The organism is Rhodovulum steppense, from assembly GCF_004339675.1.
Taxonomy (GTDB): domain Bacteria; phylum Pseudomonadota; class Alphaproteobacteria; order Rhodobacterales; family Rhodobacteraceae; genus Rhodovulum; species Rhodovulum steppense.
The window spans coordinates 11,394-31,567 of record NZ_SLVM01000036.1; the positions used below are offsets into that span (position 1 = coordinate 11,394).

Consider the following 20,174-nt stretch of genomic DNA (forward strand, 5'->3'; position numbering starts at 1 on the left):
AACCCCCATTAAAATAAACTTCCCCCGTCCTGAATACAGGAGTTTTGGCATCCGCTCAACGGCGACGAGTGAACGGATCGTTAATTTCCGTCCCGGCGCTGCCCGAAGAACCGGAGATGCCAAAAATACAAGCGGTTCCTTCGGTAGGAGCGCCTTCCGCCCCCGGTCGTCATGGGCCACTGGTGTGAACAATCCGGCGCCGCACTGCGTGCTTTGGGCCTTTTTCGTGGCCAATCAGCATTTGGCCAATCAGAATCTTGTCAGGGGGACCGCCGCCACATGCGCCCGCGCATCGAGCCACAGGTGATCTGCGACAGCAGGCCGGGGACCGGCGCTCTTGCATCTGGCGATGAAGGCTGGCGGCCGGGCGTCGGGCAGGCATGGAGGGAGGCGGTTCGGCCGATGTGGTTCCGGGGGCCATGTAGCGTGAACGGTGCCCCTGCGGCTGGTGGGTGTCGGATCGCCGAACGCGTGGAATACGCGCCCGGCCTCTGGCCGCTCGGGACGGCCAGTGCCAACCGGAGGCGAGCGATGCGGCGGCGTAGCGGGGCGTTTTTCAATTCTTGAAGTCATAAGCAAACGACCGTTTGTGATCGTGGGCAATGGTGTTCCCGGGGGAGCAGAGGGTCCGTTCTCCGCGTTCTGGACTTGAACTGAGCCGTTTCAGTGGCGGCATGCCTGGTGCAGAGCGTGCAGGGCAGCCGGGCCGAGGAGGCTGCAAATGCCGCAATCGAAAATCCCCCATGTCATCCGCGTAAATGTGCTATTCTGCGGATATGACGCGAAGTCCCATTGATCCCGGCACTGCCCATGACGACCCGCCGAGCCTGCCCTCGCCCTATGATCCGGCCCCGCGCCCCGAGGCCGAGCTGTGGTTCCTGCCCGAGGGCGATGCGCCCGGGCACGGGGCAGGGGAGGCGGTCGCGCTGGAGCTATCCCCCCGCCCGCGGCCGCACAGGGTTAGTCTGACCCCCGAGGCCTTCCTTGAAGCCGAAGCCGCACAGGCCGCAGCATTGGCCCGGGCCGCCGCGGCACTGGCGGCGCTGGATGAGGCCGTGCGGCGCAGCGGGCGAGGCATGGCCGAGCGGCTGGCGTTGATCGAGGCCGAGGCGATGCTGCGGGCCGAAGGCGGACGGGCCGGGCGCGAGGAGATCGCCCGCCACCTGGCCCAGGCGCTGCCCGCCGACCGCCACCGCCCCGACATCGCGCGCGCCGCCTGGGCGGTGCGTCGGCTGCTGGCCGCGCCCGGCCCGCCCGGGGAACTCAGGGCCTTTCTGGGCCTGCACAGGGTCGATTCAGCCGCCCTGCCCGAGGATCTCCAGCCCCGTCCAGTGGGGTCGGATTTCGACCTGGCCGCGGCTGCGTTCCAGCATGGCATGGGCGCGCTGGCCCCGGCCCATCCGCTGACCCGGGCCGCCTGGGGGTTCGAGCTGTGGCACCGGGCCGGGCTGTCGGCCGAGGGCGCGGTGGCCGAGCCCGCCACGGCGGCCGCGCGGATCGCGGCGCAGGAAAACCGCGCGCTCGGCTTCGCGCCGCTTTCCCCCGCCCGCGGCACATGGGAACGGCGCGGCACCGCCGAGGCCCGGCTGGCCCAATGGCTGCGGGCCGTCGATGACGGCGCGCGGGCGGCCATGCTGGAAATCGCCCGGGTCGAGACCTGGACCACCCGCGCCCGCGAGGCGGCGGGCGCGATGAAGGGCCGCGGCCCCGCCGCGCTGGTCGAGGCGCTGGCCGTCCGGCCGATGCTGACCACCGACACCGCCGCAACGCTGGCGGGCCTCTCGCGCGACACCGCAGAACGCGGCCTTGCCCGACTGCACCGCATGGGCCTCGTGCGCGAGCTGACCGGACAGGGGCGGTTCCGGCTCTGGGCGGTGTGAGGGGGTGGGGACTCGCGGCATCCGTGGCGGAAATTCTCGCAGCAGAACGGCAGCGTGAACGCGACCAGATGCAGACGACAATTGATGACCTAAGGGCGTGGCTAGATAGGTCAGAAGATCGGATTGCTGAAAAGGTCGGAGTTCCCAGCGTCTCTCCCTGTGCTTCGCCTGAACCGGCGCTTCCCGCTCGGCCTTGATCTCCGGCGCACATAGACCGAGGTTCTGCTCATTGCGGATCACGGCTGCTTCGGCATTCTGGGGCCAGAGATGGGCATTGCTGGCATAGGGTAGCCGTTCATCGCCGCGCAGCAGGGCGAGCGTGTTCTTCACGAAGGCTTCTGCTCTGGCGCAGGAGCCCGCGCATTTGGCGATGGCGGCCGTTAGGTGCATCCGGTCGGCCAGAGCCGGGAAGAAGGCATGTCCGGCCTCATACCTCATGCGATGGTCGTCCATGTCGTAGACGTGGACCCGCAGGCGTGCTCCGTGTCCAGGGCAAGGCAGAGCGCGGGTGATGTCGGAAGCAGGAGCGCGCGAGGTTGTTGGGCGCATCGATGCCTCGGGGCGAAGCATGCCGGAGATCGGTTGGCCCGACGTTGACCCTATTGATATAAATCGGTATTAAATACGGTACTGAGGGCGGTATTCCGGAGTGCAGATCATGCCATCGACCGCAAGACGGGCCACGAGCATGACGCTCGACAGTGCGGTGCTCGACGAGGCCCGGAAGCTCGGTATCAACCTCTCGCAGGCCGCCGAAGGGGGTATCCGAGCGGCGATCCGGGTGGAGCGTGCCCGCGCCTGGAAAGCGGAGAACGCAGACGCGATCGCCGACTACAACGCCTTCATCGAGGCGCAAGGCGTGCTCCTGTCCGAGCACCGGAAGTTCTGAACGTGGCGGCGCAGTTTGACCTGTTCCGTACGGCCAGAGGGACTCTTGTCGTCGTTCTGCAGAACGACCTGCTCGACCAGTTACAGACGCGCGTGGTGGCCCCGCTCGTTCCGGCAAATACCCTGAGGCGGACAATGCCATCGCTGAACCCGAGCGTGACCGTCGGCAGCGAAACCTACCTGCTCATGCCGCAACTCATGGCAACACTGACCCTCACGGAACTCGGAGAGCGGCTGGGCTCGCTCGCGATCCTTCGCGACGAGATCGTGCGTGCGGTGGACGCGCTTTTGTCGGGCATCTGAGCGTCTTCTGCTTGGCATGCCAAGCAGAAGACGCGATGCGCTCTGCAGGGAGCAAGTCACATTCGCCGCGCTGCGTCCTGCAGGTGGCGGAAGACGCGCCCCAAGCCGCATTCTCCAAAGGTCGGTCGACGGGCAACGGGAAGCGCGATGCACCGGACGCGGTGCATCGGACGGGACACACGATGCGCGGTGCATCAGACATTTGCCGCGTGTCGGATGACGGGATGCAGGGTGCGCAGAACATTATACAGAGGACGTGATGCGCGGTGCAGAGGGCGCGGGACGCAATGCATCGCGCGGGGTGCGCGATGCATTTTACCCAAGGCGTGAATTTGGCCCTGAGGGCAAATTCTCCAAATTGAGTACAAGCCCTTGATGCCTTCTCCGCCTGCGCGGGGAGAAGGCGGGCTTGTACGAAACTGGCAAGAAATAGGAACGTATACTTCACATAGTGAGCGGGCTCCGGCGCCGGAATGGCTGGTGCCGCGCGGCCTTTCGTGATGTCAGAACTTGTGTAAGCGTCGTCCGACGGTCACCCGGCTTTCAGCTTGACGGCTGGGACACCGGATCATGGCGCTGGCCCAACTGGAGTTCATCCCGCGGGCAGCCCGCGCATGGCCTTCCTGCTCAGCGACATGCGCGCCCGGTGGGACGAGCTGGACCGCCGGATTGCAGCGTTCGACGCCGAGTTCGCCGCCATGGCGCGCAGCGACGACAGGGCCCGGCGGCTGACCAGCATTCCCGGCATCGGGGCATTGAACGCGACCGCTCTCGTGGCCGCGGTCGGAAACGCGGCAACCTTCGGCAAGGGCCGCGACCTCGCCGCATGGCTGGGCCTGGTGCCGCGCCAAGCCACCACCGGCGGCAAACCACGGCTGCTCGGCATCACCATCCTCGTCGACGACGTGAACGGTGACGGTCGCCTTGTTCTTGATCTCACCGGGCGGGAAGCGGAGTTCCGCATGTTCCCCTTTCGCGATCCAGGTCAGGTTGCCCTTCGCGGTTCCACAGGACCGATGGCGCACCCGGATCAGGTTCGAGGTCCGCATCGGGCGGGACATCTGGATCGCGAACATCACCGCGGCCATGTAGAGCCGCAGCGCGCTGAGCTCGCGCCCCGCGTGCCCCGCGGCCCTGGCCGTCTCGAGCTCCGCTTCCGCCTTCCGCGCGATCGTTGCCGGCGCGTTCACGAGCGCGGTTGCCATCGACGGGGTGCGCTGCAACTGGCGGCAATACTCATCTATCTCTTCGACAAGACTGTCCCGCCCCGGCTCGACGATGCAGGGTTTGTGAAGTTTCTGGACAAGCTTGATTGCCTTCACCAACTTCTTTGACCGCAGCCCGTGCCGCGCGATGATCCGCAGCGGGAGCAAGCGGTTATGAAGCGTCTGGGATGTCTCCGGATCCTTCAAATCGTCGGCAGACCGTGATCGTGCGATCTGGTCCTGCGCGGCGGCGTCGATGATGTCGAACGTCATCACGTCGGTGATGGCGCCGAGCGTCACGCGCGGGGTCCCGCGGGCCTCCGCGGCGCGCACCAGCCAGGTGACCGCGCGGCGATACTGCTCGCGCGCAACCTCGTCGTTGCCGGGGCCCTTGCCACGCTTCCGGTTTCGTTTCTCGAGCTCGCGATGGACCGCCAGCGGATCCTCTCCGGCCGCGATCCGCGCGCGGGCCTCGGCGACCATGTCTGCGGGATTGGCGATGGCGCGGCGAAAGACTGTCTCGCAGGAGTCGCGGAACGCGGCCGGAAGGCTGTCCCATGCGATGGGTGCCGCCCGGCTCGATCCCGCCGGGATCGACACCTGCGCCACGGGAAGGAACTGCGCGATGTCCGGGTGGGCATCGCGGCGCGCGACGAGATCATTCAGGAAGCGGAGCCCGGCGCCGATCGACCGGCGCTTCCCGGCCCCCGCCTCCTTCATCATCCGGTCCGCGACGGCCTGAACGAGCCCCTGCGGCGGAACCGGCGAGCGCGCGCGAAGGGTCTCGAGCGCGCGCAGGGCGCCGACATTCCAGGTGCCGCCCTTGCCCGGGGGCGAGGCGTTGTCGGCGACATGGCCGATCAGCCGGTCCCAGGCCGCGCGGCCCGTCACCTGCCGCGCCGGTTCGCGCACCATGAGAAACCGCTTCAGCGCGCTCCGGACCCGGGCGTTCGACCGGTCCCGCGCCACCGAGAGGTCCTTCGATTTCGATACGGCAGCGAAGCTCGACGGCGCGATAGTACGCTCGAAATACCCGAGATCGGCCGGGATCAGCCCGGCATCCGCGTCGATCATGCCGAGACGCGCCGGCACTTTCCGGATCTCGCACAGGGTCGCGTAGGCTTCGCCGCTCGTCTCGGCCCAGGCCAGGAACTCGGACCAGCGGTGCTTGCCGTCCGCCACCGGTGTGCCGGATGTGCTGTCCAGGGGATCGTGTTTCATGGGGCTGTGCTCCTGAAGGTCGGGGGAAGGAAAGGGCAGCGCCGGGACCGTCCGCGGCCCCCGGCAAAGGGGCGTGGACGGACCGGGCGCGATGTCGGGGATTTGCACGCCCTGTCGGCGATCTTCCGCGATTTGCAGGAACAGGCCCGAACAGAACGCCAATGCATGTTCGGGGCTGTTCGTGCAAATGTCGGGGATTTTCCGCCCCTGTCGGCGATCTGCCTGTGCAGACCGTGCAAGATCATGCCCTGCCCCCCTTGCTCCGGCCTGCCCGCAGGCGTCGGCGGGGCTCTTCCGGGGCCTCGAAGGGCGGGAGGGTCAGGCCCTTGTGCGCCAGAATCCAGGCGCGCGCGCTGTCCTCGTCGATGCGGACATTCGTGCCGACATTGCGGGTCGGCAGCCCCTCGCCGAGCCAGCGCTCGACCGTGCGGACATCGACACGCACCAGCGCCGCGACATCGCAGACGGTCATCAGCGGCGCGAGGGCGCGCGCCTGTGCGGCCCCCCGGGGAAAAGGCCCCCGTTCGCAGGCCCACATCTCGGCCGCGCGGATCCGGTGCTCGCGGTTCAGGCGCTCCGCCGGCAACGCTCCGTCCCTGACCATGTTGCGCACGGTCCGGGCCCCGAGCTGCCAGCGGTCGGCAACATCCGCGACGGTGAGATACTGTTCGGCAAGCCTCTGCATGCCGGGGAAATGCGTCCCGACCCCACCCGCCGGAAACGTATGGCAACCACACAATCGGAAACAGAGTGTTCCCAACGCCCGGGATCACAGGCGCGATCCGCCCAGCCCGGGTATGCTAGTCCCACGCCCGCCGCGCCTTGCAGGAGTATCGCCGGTGCTATTCCCCGCGATGGTCCAGCGCGGGATCGGGGCCATCCCAGGGCACGCTCGCCACCTCTTATCGGTGATCCGCCGTTCGACGAAACGGGCCTCGACGGCCTCTTCGCTGTGGCACTTCTCGCGGGACATGGCCGCAACGGTGACAGGTCTGAAGCCGCCCGACAGGTCGGTGTCAGGCCGCCTCGCCCCAGATCCGGCCGCACCAGCCCGAAACCCCCTGCAACCCATCGAAGGCCGGGTCGCGGGACACCAGCGGGCACCGCAGTTCCAGCGCCGTGGCGCCTATCATCCGGTCGAAAGGGTCACGGTGCGCCCAGTCCAGAGCACCGGCTGCCATGGCCATGCGGGCCGTGTAGGGCGCGAACTCGAAGCCTTGCGCCAGGCAAATGCTGTCCAGCTGACCGGCGTGGCCCGCCATGTCGTCCCATTTACCGTTGCGGACCTTGAGCGTGATTTCGTGCAGCGTGCAGGGCGGGACCAGAACCGCCGTCGCAGTCTCGACCGCTCCAAGAACCGCAGCGGGCAGGCGCGCGGGATCGATCATCGACCAGACCAGAACGTGGGTGTCGAGCAGAATCCGCGTCATGCGCCCCACTCGGCAAGCTCTGCCTCGCTCATCGGCTCCAGAAAGTCCGGGAGGCTCTCCTTGCTGACCTTGTCCTCAAGAAGCCCCAGGCGAATCCCGCGGGTCCGGGCCGGGACCAGCTGCGCGACGGGCACGCCGCCGCGGGCGATGATCACCTCTTCACCGCGCTCCACGGCCGCAATGAGTTCGGAAAGCTTCGCCTTCGCTTCGGACACGTTCATCTGCATGGCGCACCTGCATTGTACCTGGTCCAAGTCCTAGACCATCTTGTCGAGAAAATCAACATCGCGGCCACGCCGCGCGCCGCCAGCGCCTGGGATCGGTGCTCAGGCGACGACGGAAAACACCACATGGACCATGACGTTCACCGCCGGGAGAATGGTGTATCGGGTATGGGCGGCGCGGTGTCGCGCGTCCGCGCCAGGAAGGCGCCCGGGGTCTGCGTCGCTCTTCCCTTTCAAGCTTGGGGAGAGACGATGCGGGAGACGGCCGCCAGCCGGACCCCGCATCAACGATCACCTCGACCAGACGGCAGGGCGCGCCGACCCCGTGCGGCGCGATCCGTTGCATTTCGGTGTCTCGGCGGAAGGTCAGGACCGACAGGGTTTGCCTCATGCAACTTTCGCGGCATCGAAGAAGAGAAGTTTGATCCAGAAGCAGTATGAGTGCCGCTCCCGGCACCGGCGGCCAGCGTGATGAGCCAACAGTGACCCGAAAACGTCAGGAGGACAGGCGCGCAGCACTGCGCCATGGGGTTCAGCGCCGCCGCGTCGTGCGGAGGCCGGGCGGCTTGACCTTCCCGGCAGCGGCCGTCCACCGGGCCCCATGCACCGGTGCGGAAACATGACCGCCGCCGGCCTGTCCGCTCGGCTTGGGCATCAGCTCGGGGCGCGGCCCGCGTTTCTCGCCGGATCGAGCTCGCCTACGGCCGACCTCTATTTCGCCTTCGCCTGCGCCGACCGGATCGCACGGGACGAGGTGCGGCGCCTGGCACCGACGGTTTTCGCCGTCGGCGACACGCTGATCGTGTTTCGCCATGCGGCCGGGCTGGGTCGGCTGCCGCCCCACCGGCGGCTGATCTACCTGATCGACGACGACATCCGGGCCGGGCTGACGGACCGGGGCGTGCCCGCGGCCTATCGCCTCAAGCTGCTGGCGCTGGAATGGCCGGCCGTCAGACAGTTCGAACGGCAGGCCGACGTGATCCTGACCACCAGTGCGCGGCTGACGGACCGCCTGTGCGCGCGCCTTCCGGGCAAGCCCGTGCACGAGATCGAGCCCGCCTGGCCCCTGCCCTCTGCCGAGCCCCGCCGATCGACGGCCGACGCCTGTCGGATCGCCCTGCTGATGGGGCGCAGCCATGCGCGCGACGCGGCGCCGCTGATGCGGCTGCTCGGGCAGGTCCTGGCGCGCCATCCGGGGGTGGAGCTGATCCTGTCGGCCAACCTGCCCGTCCCCCCCCCTCCCTGCGCCGAGCACCCCGCGTCGAGGTTCTGCCCGCCCTGGGCTGGGCAGCCTATCTCGACTGGCTGAAGATCGCGCGCTTCGATATCGGCCTGGTCCCGCACCTGGCCGCCGGGCCGTTCAATGCCGCCCGCTCGACCAGCAAGCTGGGGGAATACGCGATGGCGGGGGCGGCAGTGCTGGCCTCGGACAGTTGGCCCGCGGGCGTGGTGGCGGCGCGAGAGGGGCGGTGCGCACTGGCTGGCCCAAACGACTGGCCCGCGGCTATCGAACGCCTGATCGCCGATCCCGCCCGCGCCCGCGCGCCGGCGCAGGCCAATGCCGAAGCCCTTCGCCGCCCCGACCCTGCCGCCAGCCAGCGGGCGCTTTGGGACGACCTTCTTGGCACGGGGGGCGGCAATGCACCCCGCTGACACGGCGCCCCGCCTGCCCTCCCCCTACCGCCTGCGATTTGATGCCGCGCTGCGCACCCTGCGGCTGGCGCTGCGCCGCCACATCCGCCGCCAGTGGACGCGGCCACTCGTCTTCAAGTACGGGAAGGGCGCCGTCGACCGCATCGACATCCGCGAGGGGCGGATGCATCTCAGCGGCTGGACCGATGCGCATCTGATCACCGTGGCAAGCGAGATCCAGTCGCGGCAAGTGGTGCCGATGCTGCCCCGCCCCGATATCGCCGACCGCCCCGCCGCGCGCGGTTTCGACCTCTGCCTGACCGGGACCGAGCGGCTGACCATCGAGGCCGACGGCGCGCTTCTGATGTCGCTCGACCCGAGCCCGGCGCTGCATCGCGGCCTTGCCGCGGCGCGCCTTCTGGTCAGGCTGCTGCGGGTTCCGGTCTTCCACGGGCGCGACCTCGCCGCCTTTGCGCTGCAGGGAGACAGCACCGCGGGCACGCGACTGGAACGGATGCTGCTGCCGCCGCCCCCTGCCCCGCGCGTCCCTTCCGCCCGGCCCGGCCTGTTCCGCGCGGCCGAGCCTGCGCCCCTGGACAGCTCCGTCGATATCATCGTTCCGGTCCACAACGCGCCCGACGAGCTGCGGAGCTGCCTCGACCGGCTGGTGCGGTTCACCCCGCGCCTTCACCGGATCACGGTGATCGACGATGCCTCGACCAACCCGCGCGTCGCGGACATCCTGACAGGTCTTGAGGCGCGCCATCCCGGCCTGCGGCTTTTGTGGAACGACACAAATCTCGGCTTCATCGGCACCGTCAATCGGGGGCTGGCCGCTGCGCGGGGCCATGTCGTTCTGGTCAATACCGATGCCTTCGCGCCCGAGAACTGGCTGGAGCGGCTGCTGCACCCCATCCTGACCGATCCGGCCGTCGCCTCGGTTACGCCGATGACGAACAGCGGCGAAACCGCATCGGTCCCGCAGATGTGCCGCGCGACGCCCCTGCCCGAGGGGCTGGCCGACAGGATCGACCGCGCCGCCGCCACGCTCGACCCCACGCACGCCAACACCGAGATGCCCACCGGCGTCGGGTTCTGCATGGCGCTCTCGCGCGACTGGCTGGCCCGCCTTCCCGCCTTCGACACCGCCTTCGGCCGCGGCTATGGCGAAGAGGTGGACTGGTGCCGGAAGACCGCGGCGCTGGGGGCGCGGCACGTCCTGACCGGAGCCCTGTTCGTCGAGCACCGGGGCGGCAGCTCTTTCGGACCCGAGAAGGCGGCCCGCCTCGCCGCCAACAACCGCCTGATTTCCCGGCGCTACCCGGGCTATGACGCCGCCGTGCAGGCGTTCATCGACGAGGACCCGGCGATCGGCCCGCGGCTGGCGCTGGCGCTGGCGATGGTCGGCGCGGCGCGGCGGGTCCGCGTCTATCTCGGGCACCGGCTGGGCGGCGGTCTCGGCACTTGGCCCGGCCGACAGGCTCACGGTGCTGTTCCACGATTTCTTCCCGCTCTGTCCGTCCTACAACCTGCTGGACGCGACCGGCAACTCCTGCGATCTGCCCGCCGACGGGGCCTGCCAGGCCTGCTATTCCCGTCTCGTCCGCCTGACCGGGGCGCGGCCGGCGACCATCGACACCTGGCGCGGAAGGTGGCGCGCCCTCCTCGACCGGGCCGACGCCGTGACGGTCTTTTCCGGTTCATCCCGTGATCTGGTGCTGCGGGTCTGGCCCGATCTGGCCGACCGGGTGTCGCTGAAACCGCACGAGCCCCCTACCCTGCCCCGCAAGGTCGCCATCCGGCCCGGCCGGCGACCGACCGTCGGCGTTCTGGGCGCGATCAGCCGGGCCAAGGGCGCAGAAATCCTGCGAAATCTTGCCGCCCATGCGGGCGACCGGCTTCGCATCGTGGTGATCGGGACGATGGACCCAGCCTACGCCCATCACGCGATCCGGGTCCACGGCCCCTATGACCATGCCGACATCGCCGATCTTGCCGAACATTACGGCATCGACCGCTGGCTGATCCCCGCGATCTGGCCCGAGACCTTTTCCTACGCGACCCATGAATGCATCGCCACCGGCCTGCCCGTCTTCGCCTTCGACCTCGGCGCCCAGGGCGAGGCGGTGGCGCCCGCGCCGAACGGTCGCGTTGCCGATGCGAACACCGGACCGCGGCCGTTCGTAAGTCATTTGTTTACCATAAAATGCCACGGTGTGCCCAAGCCTAAGCATTCTAGTAAGAGAGCCAGGAACTCGTGATATGCCCAACAGCTACATTGTCCTGTTGTTCATCGTCGTAATGACCGTAGGGGCTGACTACGCTCTCAAGGTAGCATCGGGCAGGACGTCGCCTTTTTTGAGTGCCTGGTTCCTGTACGGGGCCGCCTTGTATGCCGTCACGGCCGCCGGCTGGATCATCCTCATGCAATCCCACAGCCTGGCGCAGATCGGGGTACTCTATAGTTCGGCAACCATCGTCGCGTTGACGGGCTTGGGTTACCTTTTGTTCGGCGAGTCGCTGTCTACACGACAGATTGTCGGCGTCGCTGCAGCCCTTATCGCGGTCGTTCTGGTCGAGCACTAGCTGGAAAAGGCAGAGCTTTCTCATGCTCTTGGTAAAGCATTACGTCGCGCCAAGCCCCATCCATGGCCTCGGTCTATTCCTTGTTGAGCCCGTTAAGGCAGGACAGATCGTCTGGAAGTATGAACCAACTTTTGACACGGAGATCCCCGAGGCACTCCTTCATTATCTTCTCGACCCTTATGCTGAGGCGGTCCGAGAAAATGCCGAGTACTTGAGCGCCCGCGGCGTTTTCCGGCTGGGTAATGATGGTGACATCTTCATGAACCACAGCGATCAGCCCACTCTCGTTGACCTCGGCGAGGAGATGCGCGCGGTTCGTGACCTCGGTTCCGGAGAGGAACTGACCTGCGATTATCGCATGGTCAATGTGCTCGGCTTCGATCCTTCGGATTGTCCGACATCGTCGGTCGCCCGGAAATGAAACGGTTTTCCTTTACCAAGAAGATCGTCCTTGCCGTCTCTGCCGTGCTGGTCGCATTCGTTGGGACGATGTGGATCCTGATCCTTTCGATGCGAAACACGATGGACGAGCGGGCCTTCGAGGATTCGCTCAGGCTCATGGACGGCCGCGTCCGGTCAACCCAGGAACAGGTCGCGCTGATTGCCAGCGACTACCACAACTGGACCGATGTCTTCGCGGGCGCGATGCGCGGTGATATCGAGATGCTGGCCACCAATTACGGGATTACGGCTGCCCGCGGCGATGTCTTTGAGTACGCTGCCATGTTCGACGGACCATTCTACACGCCAGTCGCGTGGGTTGTGGGCCAAGGACTGTCGCCGCAACCGGTCTACCTTAGCGAAGAAACGATGGAGGCGATCCGTGCCGCCGTTCCCGGACTGGTGATCGCGCAGCGCGAAACGTTCGACTTCTTTCTCCGTCTCGGTGACCAACTGGTGATGTCCAGCGCCTCATATCTCTTGCCGGAAGACCCAGACCTTCGATCCGATTCCGATCAAGCGACACTTGCCATCGCCACGATCGGAAAGGTCCTCGACCCGGAGCGATTGAGACGTATCGAGAGAGAGTTGTCTGTTTCCGAACTGGTGATCCGTTTCGACGTGCCACCGAAGGGAAAGGCATCCCTGCCCTTGCTGGGAGCGTCCCTAGAGCCAGTGGCTTATCTTTCATGGCGTCCGCCGACGCCAGGAACAAGCCTTTTCGACAAGGTGTTCACGATCCTTCTAGGAGTAACGGTTGTTTTGGTCGGAGGGGCGACGCTGGCCGGCCATCTGTTGCATTCAAGCGCAAAGGCCTTGATGCAGAAGGAAGCCGAGGCCGCCGACCTGGCCCGGACAGATGCGTTGACGGGTCTGCCCAACCGCCTGGCTCTTAGGGAGAACCTCAGCCGCATCACGTCGCAGTACGATGGAGAAGTCGCTGTCCTGGTTCTGGATCTGGATCGCTTCAAGCAGGTCAATGACGTCATCGGGCATACTGGTGGTGACGTATTTCTTCAGATCTTCGCAGAACGCGTGCAGGCCGTATCCGACAAGAACTGCTTCGTCGCAAGAAACGGTGGCGATGAGTTCGTGATAGTGATCTGGGCTCAAGACAGACTAGCGGGAATAGTTGACGCGAAGGTCGCGCGGCTGGAAGAACTTTTCTCTTCGCCTATCCGTTGTCATGGATTTCTTTTCGACGTCTTCGTTTCCAAGGGCATTGCTTATTCCAGGAGCGGAGAACATTCGGCAGATGAACTGCTGCGACGAGCGGATCGTGCAATGTATACCGCCAAGGCGCTGCAGCTGCAGGAGCCCTCGATCTATGATGAAGAGATGCGGGTGCGCGACCTAAAGGAAAACAGCATTGAGAAGGCGTTACGGTCAGCACTGCTGCGAAAGAACGAATTCTCAATTGTGTATCAACCGATCGTCGATGCCAAGCAGAACGATCGTTTGTTGCGTCTAGAGGCCCTTGCGCGATGGGAAAGCCCCATGATTGGCCGGGTGTCTCCAGCCGAGTTCATTCCTGTCGCCGAGACCAGGGGGCTGATGATTGCACTAGGATGGCACATTCTCGAGCTGGTCTGCCGAGACCTAAAAGAAACCCCCGGTCTCAGAGTCAGTGTGAACGTTTCGCCGATACAGTTGATGGCGCCACGCTTTGCGAATGAGTTCTGCTCCAGGGTTCTTTCCTACGGTGTCGATAGTGAAAGGATTGACATCGAGCTCACGGAATCTGTTGCTCTCCGGGATGAGGTAATGGTTTCGGAACAGTTGCATATATTGCGCGCGGCCGGATTCTCGATTTCGCTTGATGACTTTGGAACGGGATTCACGTCAATCGGGTATCTTGGACGCATGCCGTTCAACTCGATCAAGATCGATCGCTCGTTTCTCGCAGTAGACGAACAGAGCGACGGCGATTTTTCCATTATAGATGCAATGATCGCGCTTTCTCATTCGATGGGAATGACGGTCGTGGCCGAAGGAGTCGAGGAGGAGGCGGAGCTTGTAAGGCTGCGCGATTCCGGCTGTGACTACCTACAGGGTTACCTCTTGGGCCGTCCCGGGCCTCTGTCTTCGATAAGCCTGGAATTCACAACAGCTGCTGCCTGATCCCCGGTGCCCGCACGTTCCAGTGACCTGGCCCCGTTGATCGCGGTGTGCGCTGATTGGGTCTGGACAGTCGGTGACCGGCAGGATCGGGCTCGCTCACGAGATCGACGCATCGCAATCGCATCGAGCAGCGCACCCTGTCGGTAGCCGGGGGGAAGATGTAAACACCGACGAAGCGACCGGCCTCTGATTTTCTAATAACAGGCGCGAATTACCATACTCCGCGACATCATGCGTCGCCCATATTGCCGCTCTGCGCCAACCGGAAAACTCTTGCGGATATGGCCGCATTAAGAATTGTGTCGCCTGAATGAAAGCTCTAAAAGGAAATCATCGTAGAAAGCCGACACGGCTCAGAAACCGCGGAGCAGACAAGCCAAATGACCAAGATCGATCTAGACTCGCTTTCCAGGGAAGACCTCATCCAGCTTCGCAAGGATGTCGACAGGGCCTTGAAGGACTATGATGCGCGGCGCCTGCAGGAGGCGCGGGCGGCGCTCGAGGCGCAGGCGCGGGAGATGGGCTTCACGCTGGCGGAAGTCACTGGAGAGGCCCGGCGCGGGCGTGCGAGACCGATCCCGAAATACCGTCACCCGGAGAATCCGGCGCTGACCTGGTCGGGACGGGGACGTCAACCGGCTTGGATCAAGGAGGCGCTCGCAGCCGGCACCTCGCTCGAGGCCTTCGCTATCTGAGGTTCGCCACGATCCGTGAATCCGGCCCTGCCCGTAGGGGGCGGGCCGGGTTTCCCGGAAGGCCTTTGCCGAGGTCTCGGGCGGGAAGTCGCGACATCTAGAAGATGTGTGTGTTTCGGTGTCGGCGTGGATCCACCCCGTGCCGATTGTCGCGGATGCAGGAGTTCCCACATCGCGTGGCCGCGAGCCGGAAACAGGGGACGGAGGCTGGTCAAAGCCGTGCCATAATGCCATGCAAGCCTCGCAGGCCCAAGAGGTACGGATTTCCGCAGTCGGACCGGTACAGAGACTTCTCGCATGATCCATCCCGTCATTCTCTGCGGTGGCTCGGGCACAAGGCTGTGGCCTTCCTCGCGCAAGGCCCATCCGAAGCAGTTCGCGCCGCTGATCGGCGATGAGAGCTTGTATCAGCAGACCCTGCGCCGCTTTGCCGGGCCGGATTTCGCGCCCCCCCTGATCATGACCGGCGAGGAGTTCCGCTTCATGGCGGCCGAGCAGGCCGCCGCGCTGGGGCTGTCGGATGCGAAGGTGGTGATCGAGCCGGTGGCGCGTGACACCGCGCCCGCGATCTTGACCGCGGCGCTGATCCTCGCGGATGATCCCGAGGCACGGATGCTGGTCGCGCCCTCGGATCATGTGATCGGCGATCTGCCGGGGTTCCTGTGCGCGGTTGCCGCGGGGACGGGCGCTGCGCGGGATGGCTGCCTTGTCACCTTCGGCGTTCCCCCCGACCGGCCCGAGACAGGATATGGCTATCTGGAACTCGCCGCAGAGCCGGTTCCGGGCGAAACGGTGTCCTTGAAAAGCTTCCGAGAAAAGCCCGACCAGGAAACGGCCGAGGCCTTTCTGGCGGCGGGGACCTACCTGTGGAATGCCGGGATCTTCCTGTTCCGCGTGGCCGATGTGATCGCCGCCTTCGAGGCGCATGCCCCGGATCTGGTCGCGCCTTGCCGTGCGGCCATAGCGCAGGGCCGCGCGGATCTGGGCTTCCTGCGACTCGACGCCGAAGGCTACGGGCAGGCACAAGCGATCTCGTTCGACTACGCGATCATGGAAAAGGCCGAGCAGGTGGCAGCGGTGCCGCTGACGGGGGGCTGGTCGGATCTGGGCTCGTGGGATGCAATCTGGCAAGCACGGGCGCCCGATGCGGACGGGGTCGCGACCGACGGGCCGGTGACCGCGATCGAGTGTTCCGACAGCTACCTGCGCTCGGAAGAGGACGGCATGCAGCTTGTCGGGCTGGGGCTTTCGGGCATCGTCGCAGTGGCGATGCGCGATGCGGTGCTGGTGGCCGACAAGTCCCGCGCCCAGGACGTCAAGGCGGTGGTCTCGGCGCTGAGGGCCGCCAAGGTGGCGCAGGCCGACGAGTATCCGCGCTTTCACCGGCCTTGGGGCTGGTACGAGACCCTGTGCCTGGGCGGGCGCTTCCAGGTCAAGCGGATCATGGTGAAGCCGGGCGGCGTGCTGTCCCTGCAAAGCCACATGCACCGGTCCGAGCACTGGATCGTGGTCGAGGGCACAGCCGAGGTGACCATCGGCGAGGATGTCCGCCTGGTGACCGAGAACCAGAGCGTCTACATCCCGCTGGGCACCGTTCACCGAATGGCCAATCGCGGTCGGTTGCCGATGTACCTGATCGAGGTACAGACTGGCAGCTATCTGGGCGAGGACGACATCATCCGCTACCAGGACATCTACGACCGGGGATGAAGTCTAGGTCCATTGACGACCCTCCAGGGTGCGGCGCTCGGCGTCGACATGGGACAGTCGATCTCGGCATCGAGCTTTCTGATCTATGCGTCACATCGAGGTGCTGCAGGGCCGTCACCAACACCTTCAAAGTCACAACGGCATCTGCGGGCAGTCCACTGCAGGGGGCATCCGGGTCATCGCGCGCACGGTGGCGCCCGATAGGGCAGGAAGAGCAACGCTCGACTCATCCGATGCGTGGATGTCCGGCGGGTGTCGGGCGCGATTGCCAGCCAAACGGCTCCATTCGGCAGAGGGGCCGGTGGGCAATTGGATCGGGCTGTGGGCGTTCCGCTTCAGGGGTCAGACCAGTGCACGGCGGTGTCCTGGGACAGAGAACAGCCTGAGACTGACAAAATCGAAGGGCTCAAAACCGTAAAACGAAGATCCATTGGATTTTACTATTTAAAGTTGTAATCGAGAAACGTGACCTGATCTCTTTCCCCTGAACAGACGTCTGTGCGGACGGCATGAGACGCACCAAGAAGCAGGAGGACGCATGGAGTCGCCCGAGGGTTCTGTCCAGCGAGAGACGATGCTCTCGTCCGAGGGCCGGGAACCGCTGCGCGTGGTCGGGATCGGGGCATCTGCCGGTGGTCTCTCGGCACTGGAGGTCTTCTTCGAGAACTGTCCCTGTGATTCCGGCGCGGCATTCGTTGTGATCCAGCATCTCTCGCCCAAACACGAGAGTCTGATGGCGGATCTGCTGTCGCGCCACACCAAGATGCCTGTAGCAATGATCGAGGCGGACCAGCGGGTCGAACGTGATCACGTCTACCTCATTCCGCCCGGCGCAGAGATGCGGATTGAGGCGGATGTCCTCAAATTGTCGCCGCGCAGTGAGGCTCTGTCGCTTCCGATCGACATCTTCTTCACATCCCTGGCCCAAGCCTTGGGGCCGCGCGCAATCGGGATTGTCCTGTCCGGCACCGGCTCCGACGGAACGAGGGGGGCGATTTCCATCAATGACGCCGGCGGACTTGTTCTGATCCAGGATCCCGAAGAGTCGAAATTCGACAGCATGCCCCTCAGCGTCAAGCGCGCGGGCGTCGTTGATGCCTGTCTTCGTGCGGCAGAACTGGCCGAACGCGCGCTTTCCCAAAAGGCGGCACCGCCGAAACTGCGTGTGTCGGCCGTTTCGCAGGGCGGCGAGCAATTGGAGGAAAAACCGGCTGATACGCCCGAGGATGATGCCTCGGTTCTGGAGCAAATCTTCCTGCGCCTCATCGCGTCGGGTGGTGTTGATTTCCGCGACTACAAGAGCACGACTATTTTGCGCCGTCTGGCCCGGCGGATGCAGATACAGCGAGTCAGCAACCTCGCTGACTACCTGGAGATACTCTCTGGGTCGGAAGTTGAGCTCATGGCGCTCCGGCGAGAGTTTCTGATCTCGGTGACGCGCTTCTTTCGCGACGACGCCGCGTTTCGGGCGCTGGAAGAAAAGGTAATCCCGCGTATCGTCGAAGGCTTGGCACCACGGGACACAGCGCGTGTCTGGGTTGCAGGCTGCGCGACGGGCGAGGAAGCCTATTCCATAGCCATGCTGTTTCACGAGGCGTTCGAGAGGGCGCAGCGTTTGCACAGCCTCAAGGTGTTCGCGACGGATGTCAGCGAGGATAGCCTCCAGGTTGCTGCGGCCGGTGTATACCCGGATTCGATTGCCGCGGAGGTCAGTCCGGCGCGTCTGGAGCGGTTCTTCACGCAGGACCACGACACGCTGGTCGTTTCCCCCGAGTTGCGCCAATCGCTCATTTTCGCGCGTCACAACCTCTTGCAAGACCCGCCCTTCACGAGAATGGACTTGGTATCTTGCCGAAATACCCTGATCTATCTGCGCCCCAAAGCACAGCAATCCGCCCTGAACCGCCTCCGTTTCGCGGCCAAGAGTGGCGGCTTTCTCTTTCTCGGCCACAGCGAGTCACTTGGCCTCGGACAAGCACGTTACGAAACGGTCGATGCAAGCAACAAGATTTTTCGTCTCGAAAGCGCCGGATCGGCAGGGAAGATCGATCTTGCACCGCCACAGCTTTCGCGCGCCGCAGCCAGAAGTAATCGTAGCCGGAGAGAAACGAGAGGGACGCTCCATCTGTCGCGCCCGAGCGGCATGCACCCCTCCGACCCGGACGCGATGGACATCGCCTTGGATTCCGCGTTTCGGACGCTTCTAGATACCTGGGCGCCGCCCTCGATCCTTGTGAACGATCACTATGAGGCGCTCCATTTCCACGGCGATGTCAGCCCGTTCCTTCGCACGCGGTCTGGAAAGGCCACCCTCGATCTCGCCCGATTGCTGCCCGAAGCGATGGCCGCGGTGGCGAGCGTGCTGATCTGCAAGGCTGTCGAGTCCGGAAGCGCACATGTTTCCGAACCAACCAAGTTCTCGATCGACGACGTTGGCCACGTCGTGCGGCTGCACGCTGTTCCTGTGGTCTCGCCGGAGTTGCCGACCCCCTGCGTTCTGCTCAGCTTCGAAAGGGTGGATGCCGACGGGCCGGGCCACATGGAGCTGCAGCAGATCGACCTTCTGAGCCTCGAGAGTACCCGCATAGAGATCCTGGAACGACAGCTCGAGGCGACGCGCGCCGACCTGCAGAGCGCCATCCAAGAGCTCGAGACGTCGAATGAGGAACTGCAGGCGACCAACGAGGAGTTGATGGCTTCGAACGAGGAATTGCAAAGCTCCAACGAAGAGCTTCAATCCGTCAACGAGGAGATCAACACGGTCAATGCCGAGTATCAGGAGAAGATCTCGCTTCTGAACCGTTTGAATGCCGATCTTGGCAGCATGCTGCGTGCAGTCGGGATCGCGACCGTATTCGTCGACGAAATGCTCCTGATCACGCGATTTTCGCCGGATGCCAGCAAGATATTCAAGCTCCGGGACAGCGATGTCGGACGGCCGCTGGGAGATATCACGCACAGATTGAGGTACCCGTCTCTGGTCGACGACATACACGACACGATCCGGACCGAAGACCGATGTGAACGCGAAGTCATCGGAGACGATGGCGAAATCTATCTTGTGCGCATCGTGCCCTACGCGATCAAGGCCAGCGGTCAACGCGGCGCCGTCGTCACGGTGATGAACGTGACCGTTTATCGAAACCTCGCCAAGCTTCAGGGAATCATCGACGCGCTGCCCGAACATATCGCCGTGCTGGACTTCGATGGAACGATCCTTCTGACGAACGCTGCCTGGATACGCTTTGCCAAGGCCAATGGCGACCCTGACCTGAAAGGCAGTGGCCCCGGGTCCAACTACCTCGAGGTTTGCCGAGGTGCCATATCCTCCAGCCCACCAAGGTCGTGCTCGGAGGACATGCGCAGCGCTGTATCCGCCTTGGAGGGGGTGAAGGAAATCCTGGAAGGATCACGGACGTCGTTCTCGCTTGAGTATCCGTGCCACTCTTCGGAACAGAAACGCTGGTTCTTCATGACCGTCGCACCCGTGGTCGGCCAGAATTTCGGTGCGGTCGTCAGTCACATAGAGATCACCCCATGGAAAGACCAACTCGCCGGGGGCTGAGTGTCAATTTGGGGGCACCGTTCGCCTTTCCGGGATGAGCGCGGACGATCCGGGTTTGTCGAGCGATGGGCCGAGGCTATTGGTCCAGGGTCACGTCGCGCAACCGTAGGTATTTTCTGGCTTCTTTCACAACCCTAGATAGAATAGCTTTTTATAAATCACCGCGAGCAAAGGGGCTGTAACCGCCCGGTTGATACCGCGGTTTAGGCGGCCTCTGCCTGCGGGGCAGCCATCGGCGCCCAGTTCCAAGGCATCAGTTCGTCGAGCTTGTTG

Annotated in this window: 16 protein-coding genes and 1 pseudogene; 14 read left to right on the forward strand and 3 right to left on the reverse strand. The window is 64.8% G+C overall.

Annotated features, from left to right (window positions below; all coding sequences use genetic code 11):
* The first annotated feature begins 776 nt into the window (after nt 1-776).
* From EV216_RS16760 to EV216_RS18905, 4 genes and pseudogenes are all read left to right on the forward strand, one after another.
* Entirely contained in the window at nt 777-1,880 is a 1,104-nt protein-coding gene (locus tag EV216_RS16760; protein ID WP_132696804.1) for a DUF1403 family protein, read from the forward strand.
* 658 nt (nt 1,881-2,538) lie between these two features.
* Nucleotides 2,539-2,769, forward strand: coding sequence for a type II toxin-antitoxin system CcdA family antitoxin (locus EV216_RS16765; RefSeq protein WP_132696806.1), 231 nt, complete (start codon nt 2,539-2,541; stop codon nt 2,767-2,769).
* A gap of 2 nt (nt 2,770-2,771) precedes the next feature.
* Nucleotides 2,772-3,071, forward strand: a complete 300-nt coding sequence (locus EV216_RS16770) for a CcdB family protein (protein WP_165899309.1) — start codon at nt 2,772-2,774, stop codon at nt 3,069-3,071.
* Nucleotides 3,072-3,709: 638 nt separating this feature from the next.
* Nucleotides 3,710-3,961, forward strand: a pseudogene (locus EV216_RS18905) (transposase); the annotation flags it as partial.
* A gap of 1,777 nt (nt 3,962-5,738) precedes the next feature.
* On the opposite strand, the gene EV216_RS16780 reads toward EV216_RS18905, so the two are convergent.
* From EV216_RS16780 to EV216_RS16790, 3 genes are all read right to left on the reverse strand, one after another.
* Nucleotides 5,739-6,182 (reverse strand): helix-turn-helix domain-containing protein, encoded by a 444-nt coding sequence (locus EV216_RS16780; RefSeq protein WP_132696810.1) that lies wholly within the window; start codon nt 6,180-6,182, stop codon nt 5,739-5,741.
* Between the two features lie 331 nt (nt 6,183-6,513).
* On the reverse strand, nt 6,514-6,927 hold the full coding sequence (locus tag EV216_RS16785) for a type II toxin-antitoxin system VapC family toxin (RefSeq protein ID WP_132696812.1): 414 nt from the start codon (nt 6,925-6,927) through the stop codon (nt 6,514-6,516).
* Nucleotides 6,924-7,154 carry a type II toxin-antitoxin system Phd/YefM family antitoxin gene (locus tag EV216_RS16790; RefSeq protein WP_132696814.1) on the reverse strand — a complete coding sequence of 77 codons (231 nt, stop codon included), beginning with the start codon at nt 7,152-7,154 and terminating at the stop codon, nt 6,924-6,926. The genes EV216_RS16785 and EV216_RS16790 overlap by 4 nt, the downstream gene beginning before the upstream one ends.
* 616 nt (nt 7,155-7,770) lie before the next feature.
* Here EV216_RS16790 and EV216_RS16795 point away from each other — a divergent pair.
* The 10 genes from EV216_RS16795 to EV216_RS16840 all read left to right on the forward strand — a co-directional run bounded on the left by EV216_RS16795 (nt 7,771) and on the right by EV216_RS16840 (nt 19,901).
* A complete protein-coding gene (locus EV216_RS16795; RefSeq protein WP_132696816.1) occupies nt 7,771-8,460 on the forward strand; it encodes a hypothetical protein in 690 nt (229 codons plus the stop codon).
* Nucleotides 8,461-8,552: 92 nt separating this feature from the next.
* Nucleotides 8,553-8,804, forward strand: coding sequence for a hypothetical protein (locus tag EV216_RS16800; protein WP_132696818.1), 252 nt, complete (start codon nt 8,553-8,555; stop codon nt 8,802-8,804).
* Nucleotides 8,791-10,494, forward strand: a complete 1,704-nt coding sequence (locus tag EV216_RS16805; protein WP_165899310.1) for a glycosyltransferase family 2 protein — start codon at nt 8,791-8,793, stop codon at nt 10,492-10,494. Before EV216_RS16800 ends, EV216_RS16805 begins: the two co-directional genes overlap by 14 nt.
* A complete protein-coding gene (locus EV216_RS16810) occupies nt 10,466-11,044 on the forward strand; it encodes a glycosyltransferase family protein (RefSeq protein WP_132696828.1) in 579 nt (192 codons plus the stop codon). The genes EV216_RS16805 and EV216_RS16810 overlap by 29 nt, the downstream gene beginning before the upstream one ends.
* Nucleotide 11,045: 1 nt before the next feature.
* The gene (locus EV216_RS16815) at nt 11,046-11,369 is read left to right on the forward strand and encodes a transporter (protein ID WP_132696830.1); all 324 of its coding nucleotides are present in this window, start codon (nt 11,046-11,048) and stop codon (nt 11,367-11,369) included.
* A gap of 22 nt (nt 11,370-11,391) precedes the next feature.
* The gene (locus EV216_RS16820; RefSeq protein ID WP_132696832.1) at nt 11,392-11,790 is read left to right on the forward strand and encodes an SET domain-containing protein-lysine N-methyltransferase; all 399 of its coding nucleotides are present in this window, start codon (nt 11,392-11,394) and stop codon (nt 11,788-11,790) included.
* Nucleotides 11,760-13,931, forward strand: coding sequence for a putative bifunctional diguanylate cyclase/phosphodiesterase (locus tag EV216_RS16825; protein ID WP_165899311.1), 2,172 nt, complete (start codon nt 11,760-11,762; stop codon nt 13,929-13,931). Before EV216_RS16820 ends, EV216_RS16825 begins: the two co-directional genes overlap by 31 nt.
* A gap of 380 nt (nt 13,932-14,311) precedes the next feature.
* Complete coding sequence (locus tag EV216_RS16830; protein ID WP_132696836.1) at nt 14,312-14,626, forward strand: H-NS histone family protein; 315 nt, start codon at nt 14,312-14,314, stop codon at nt 14,624-14,626.
* Nucleotides 14,627-14,923: 297 nt separating this feature from the next.
* Nucleotides 14,924-16,336: a mannose-1-phosphate guanylyltransferase/mannose-6-phosphate isomerase gene (locus EV216_RS16835; RefSeq protein WP_132696838.1), complete on the forward strand. Its 1,413-nt coding sequence runs from the start codon at nt 14,924-14,926 to the stop codon at nt 16,334-16,336.
* 538 nt (nt 16,337-16,874) lie between these two features.
* Nucleotides 16,875-19,901, forward strand: coding sequence for a chemotaxis protein CheB (locus EV216_RS16840; RefSeq protein WP_132696840.1), 3,027 nt, complete (start codon nt 16,875-16,877; stop codon nt 19,899-19,901).
* Nucleotides 19,902-20,174: the final 273 nt, after the last annotated feature.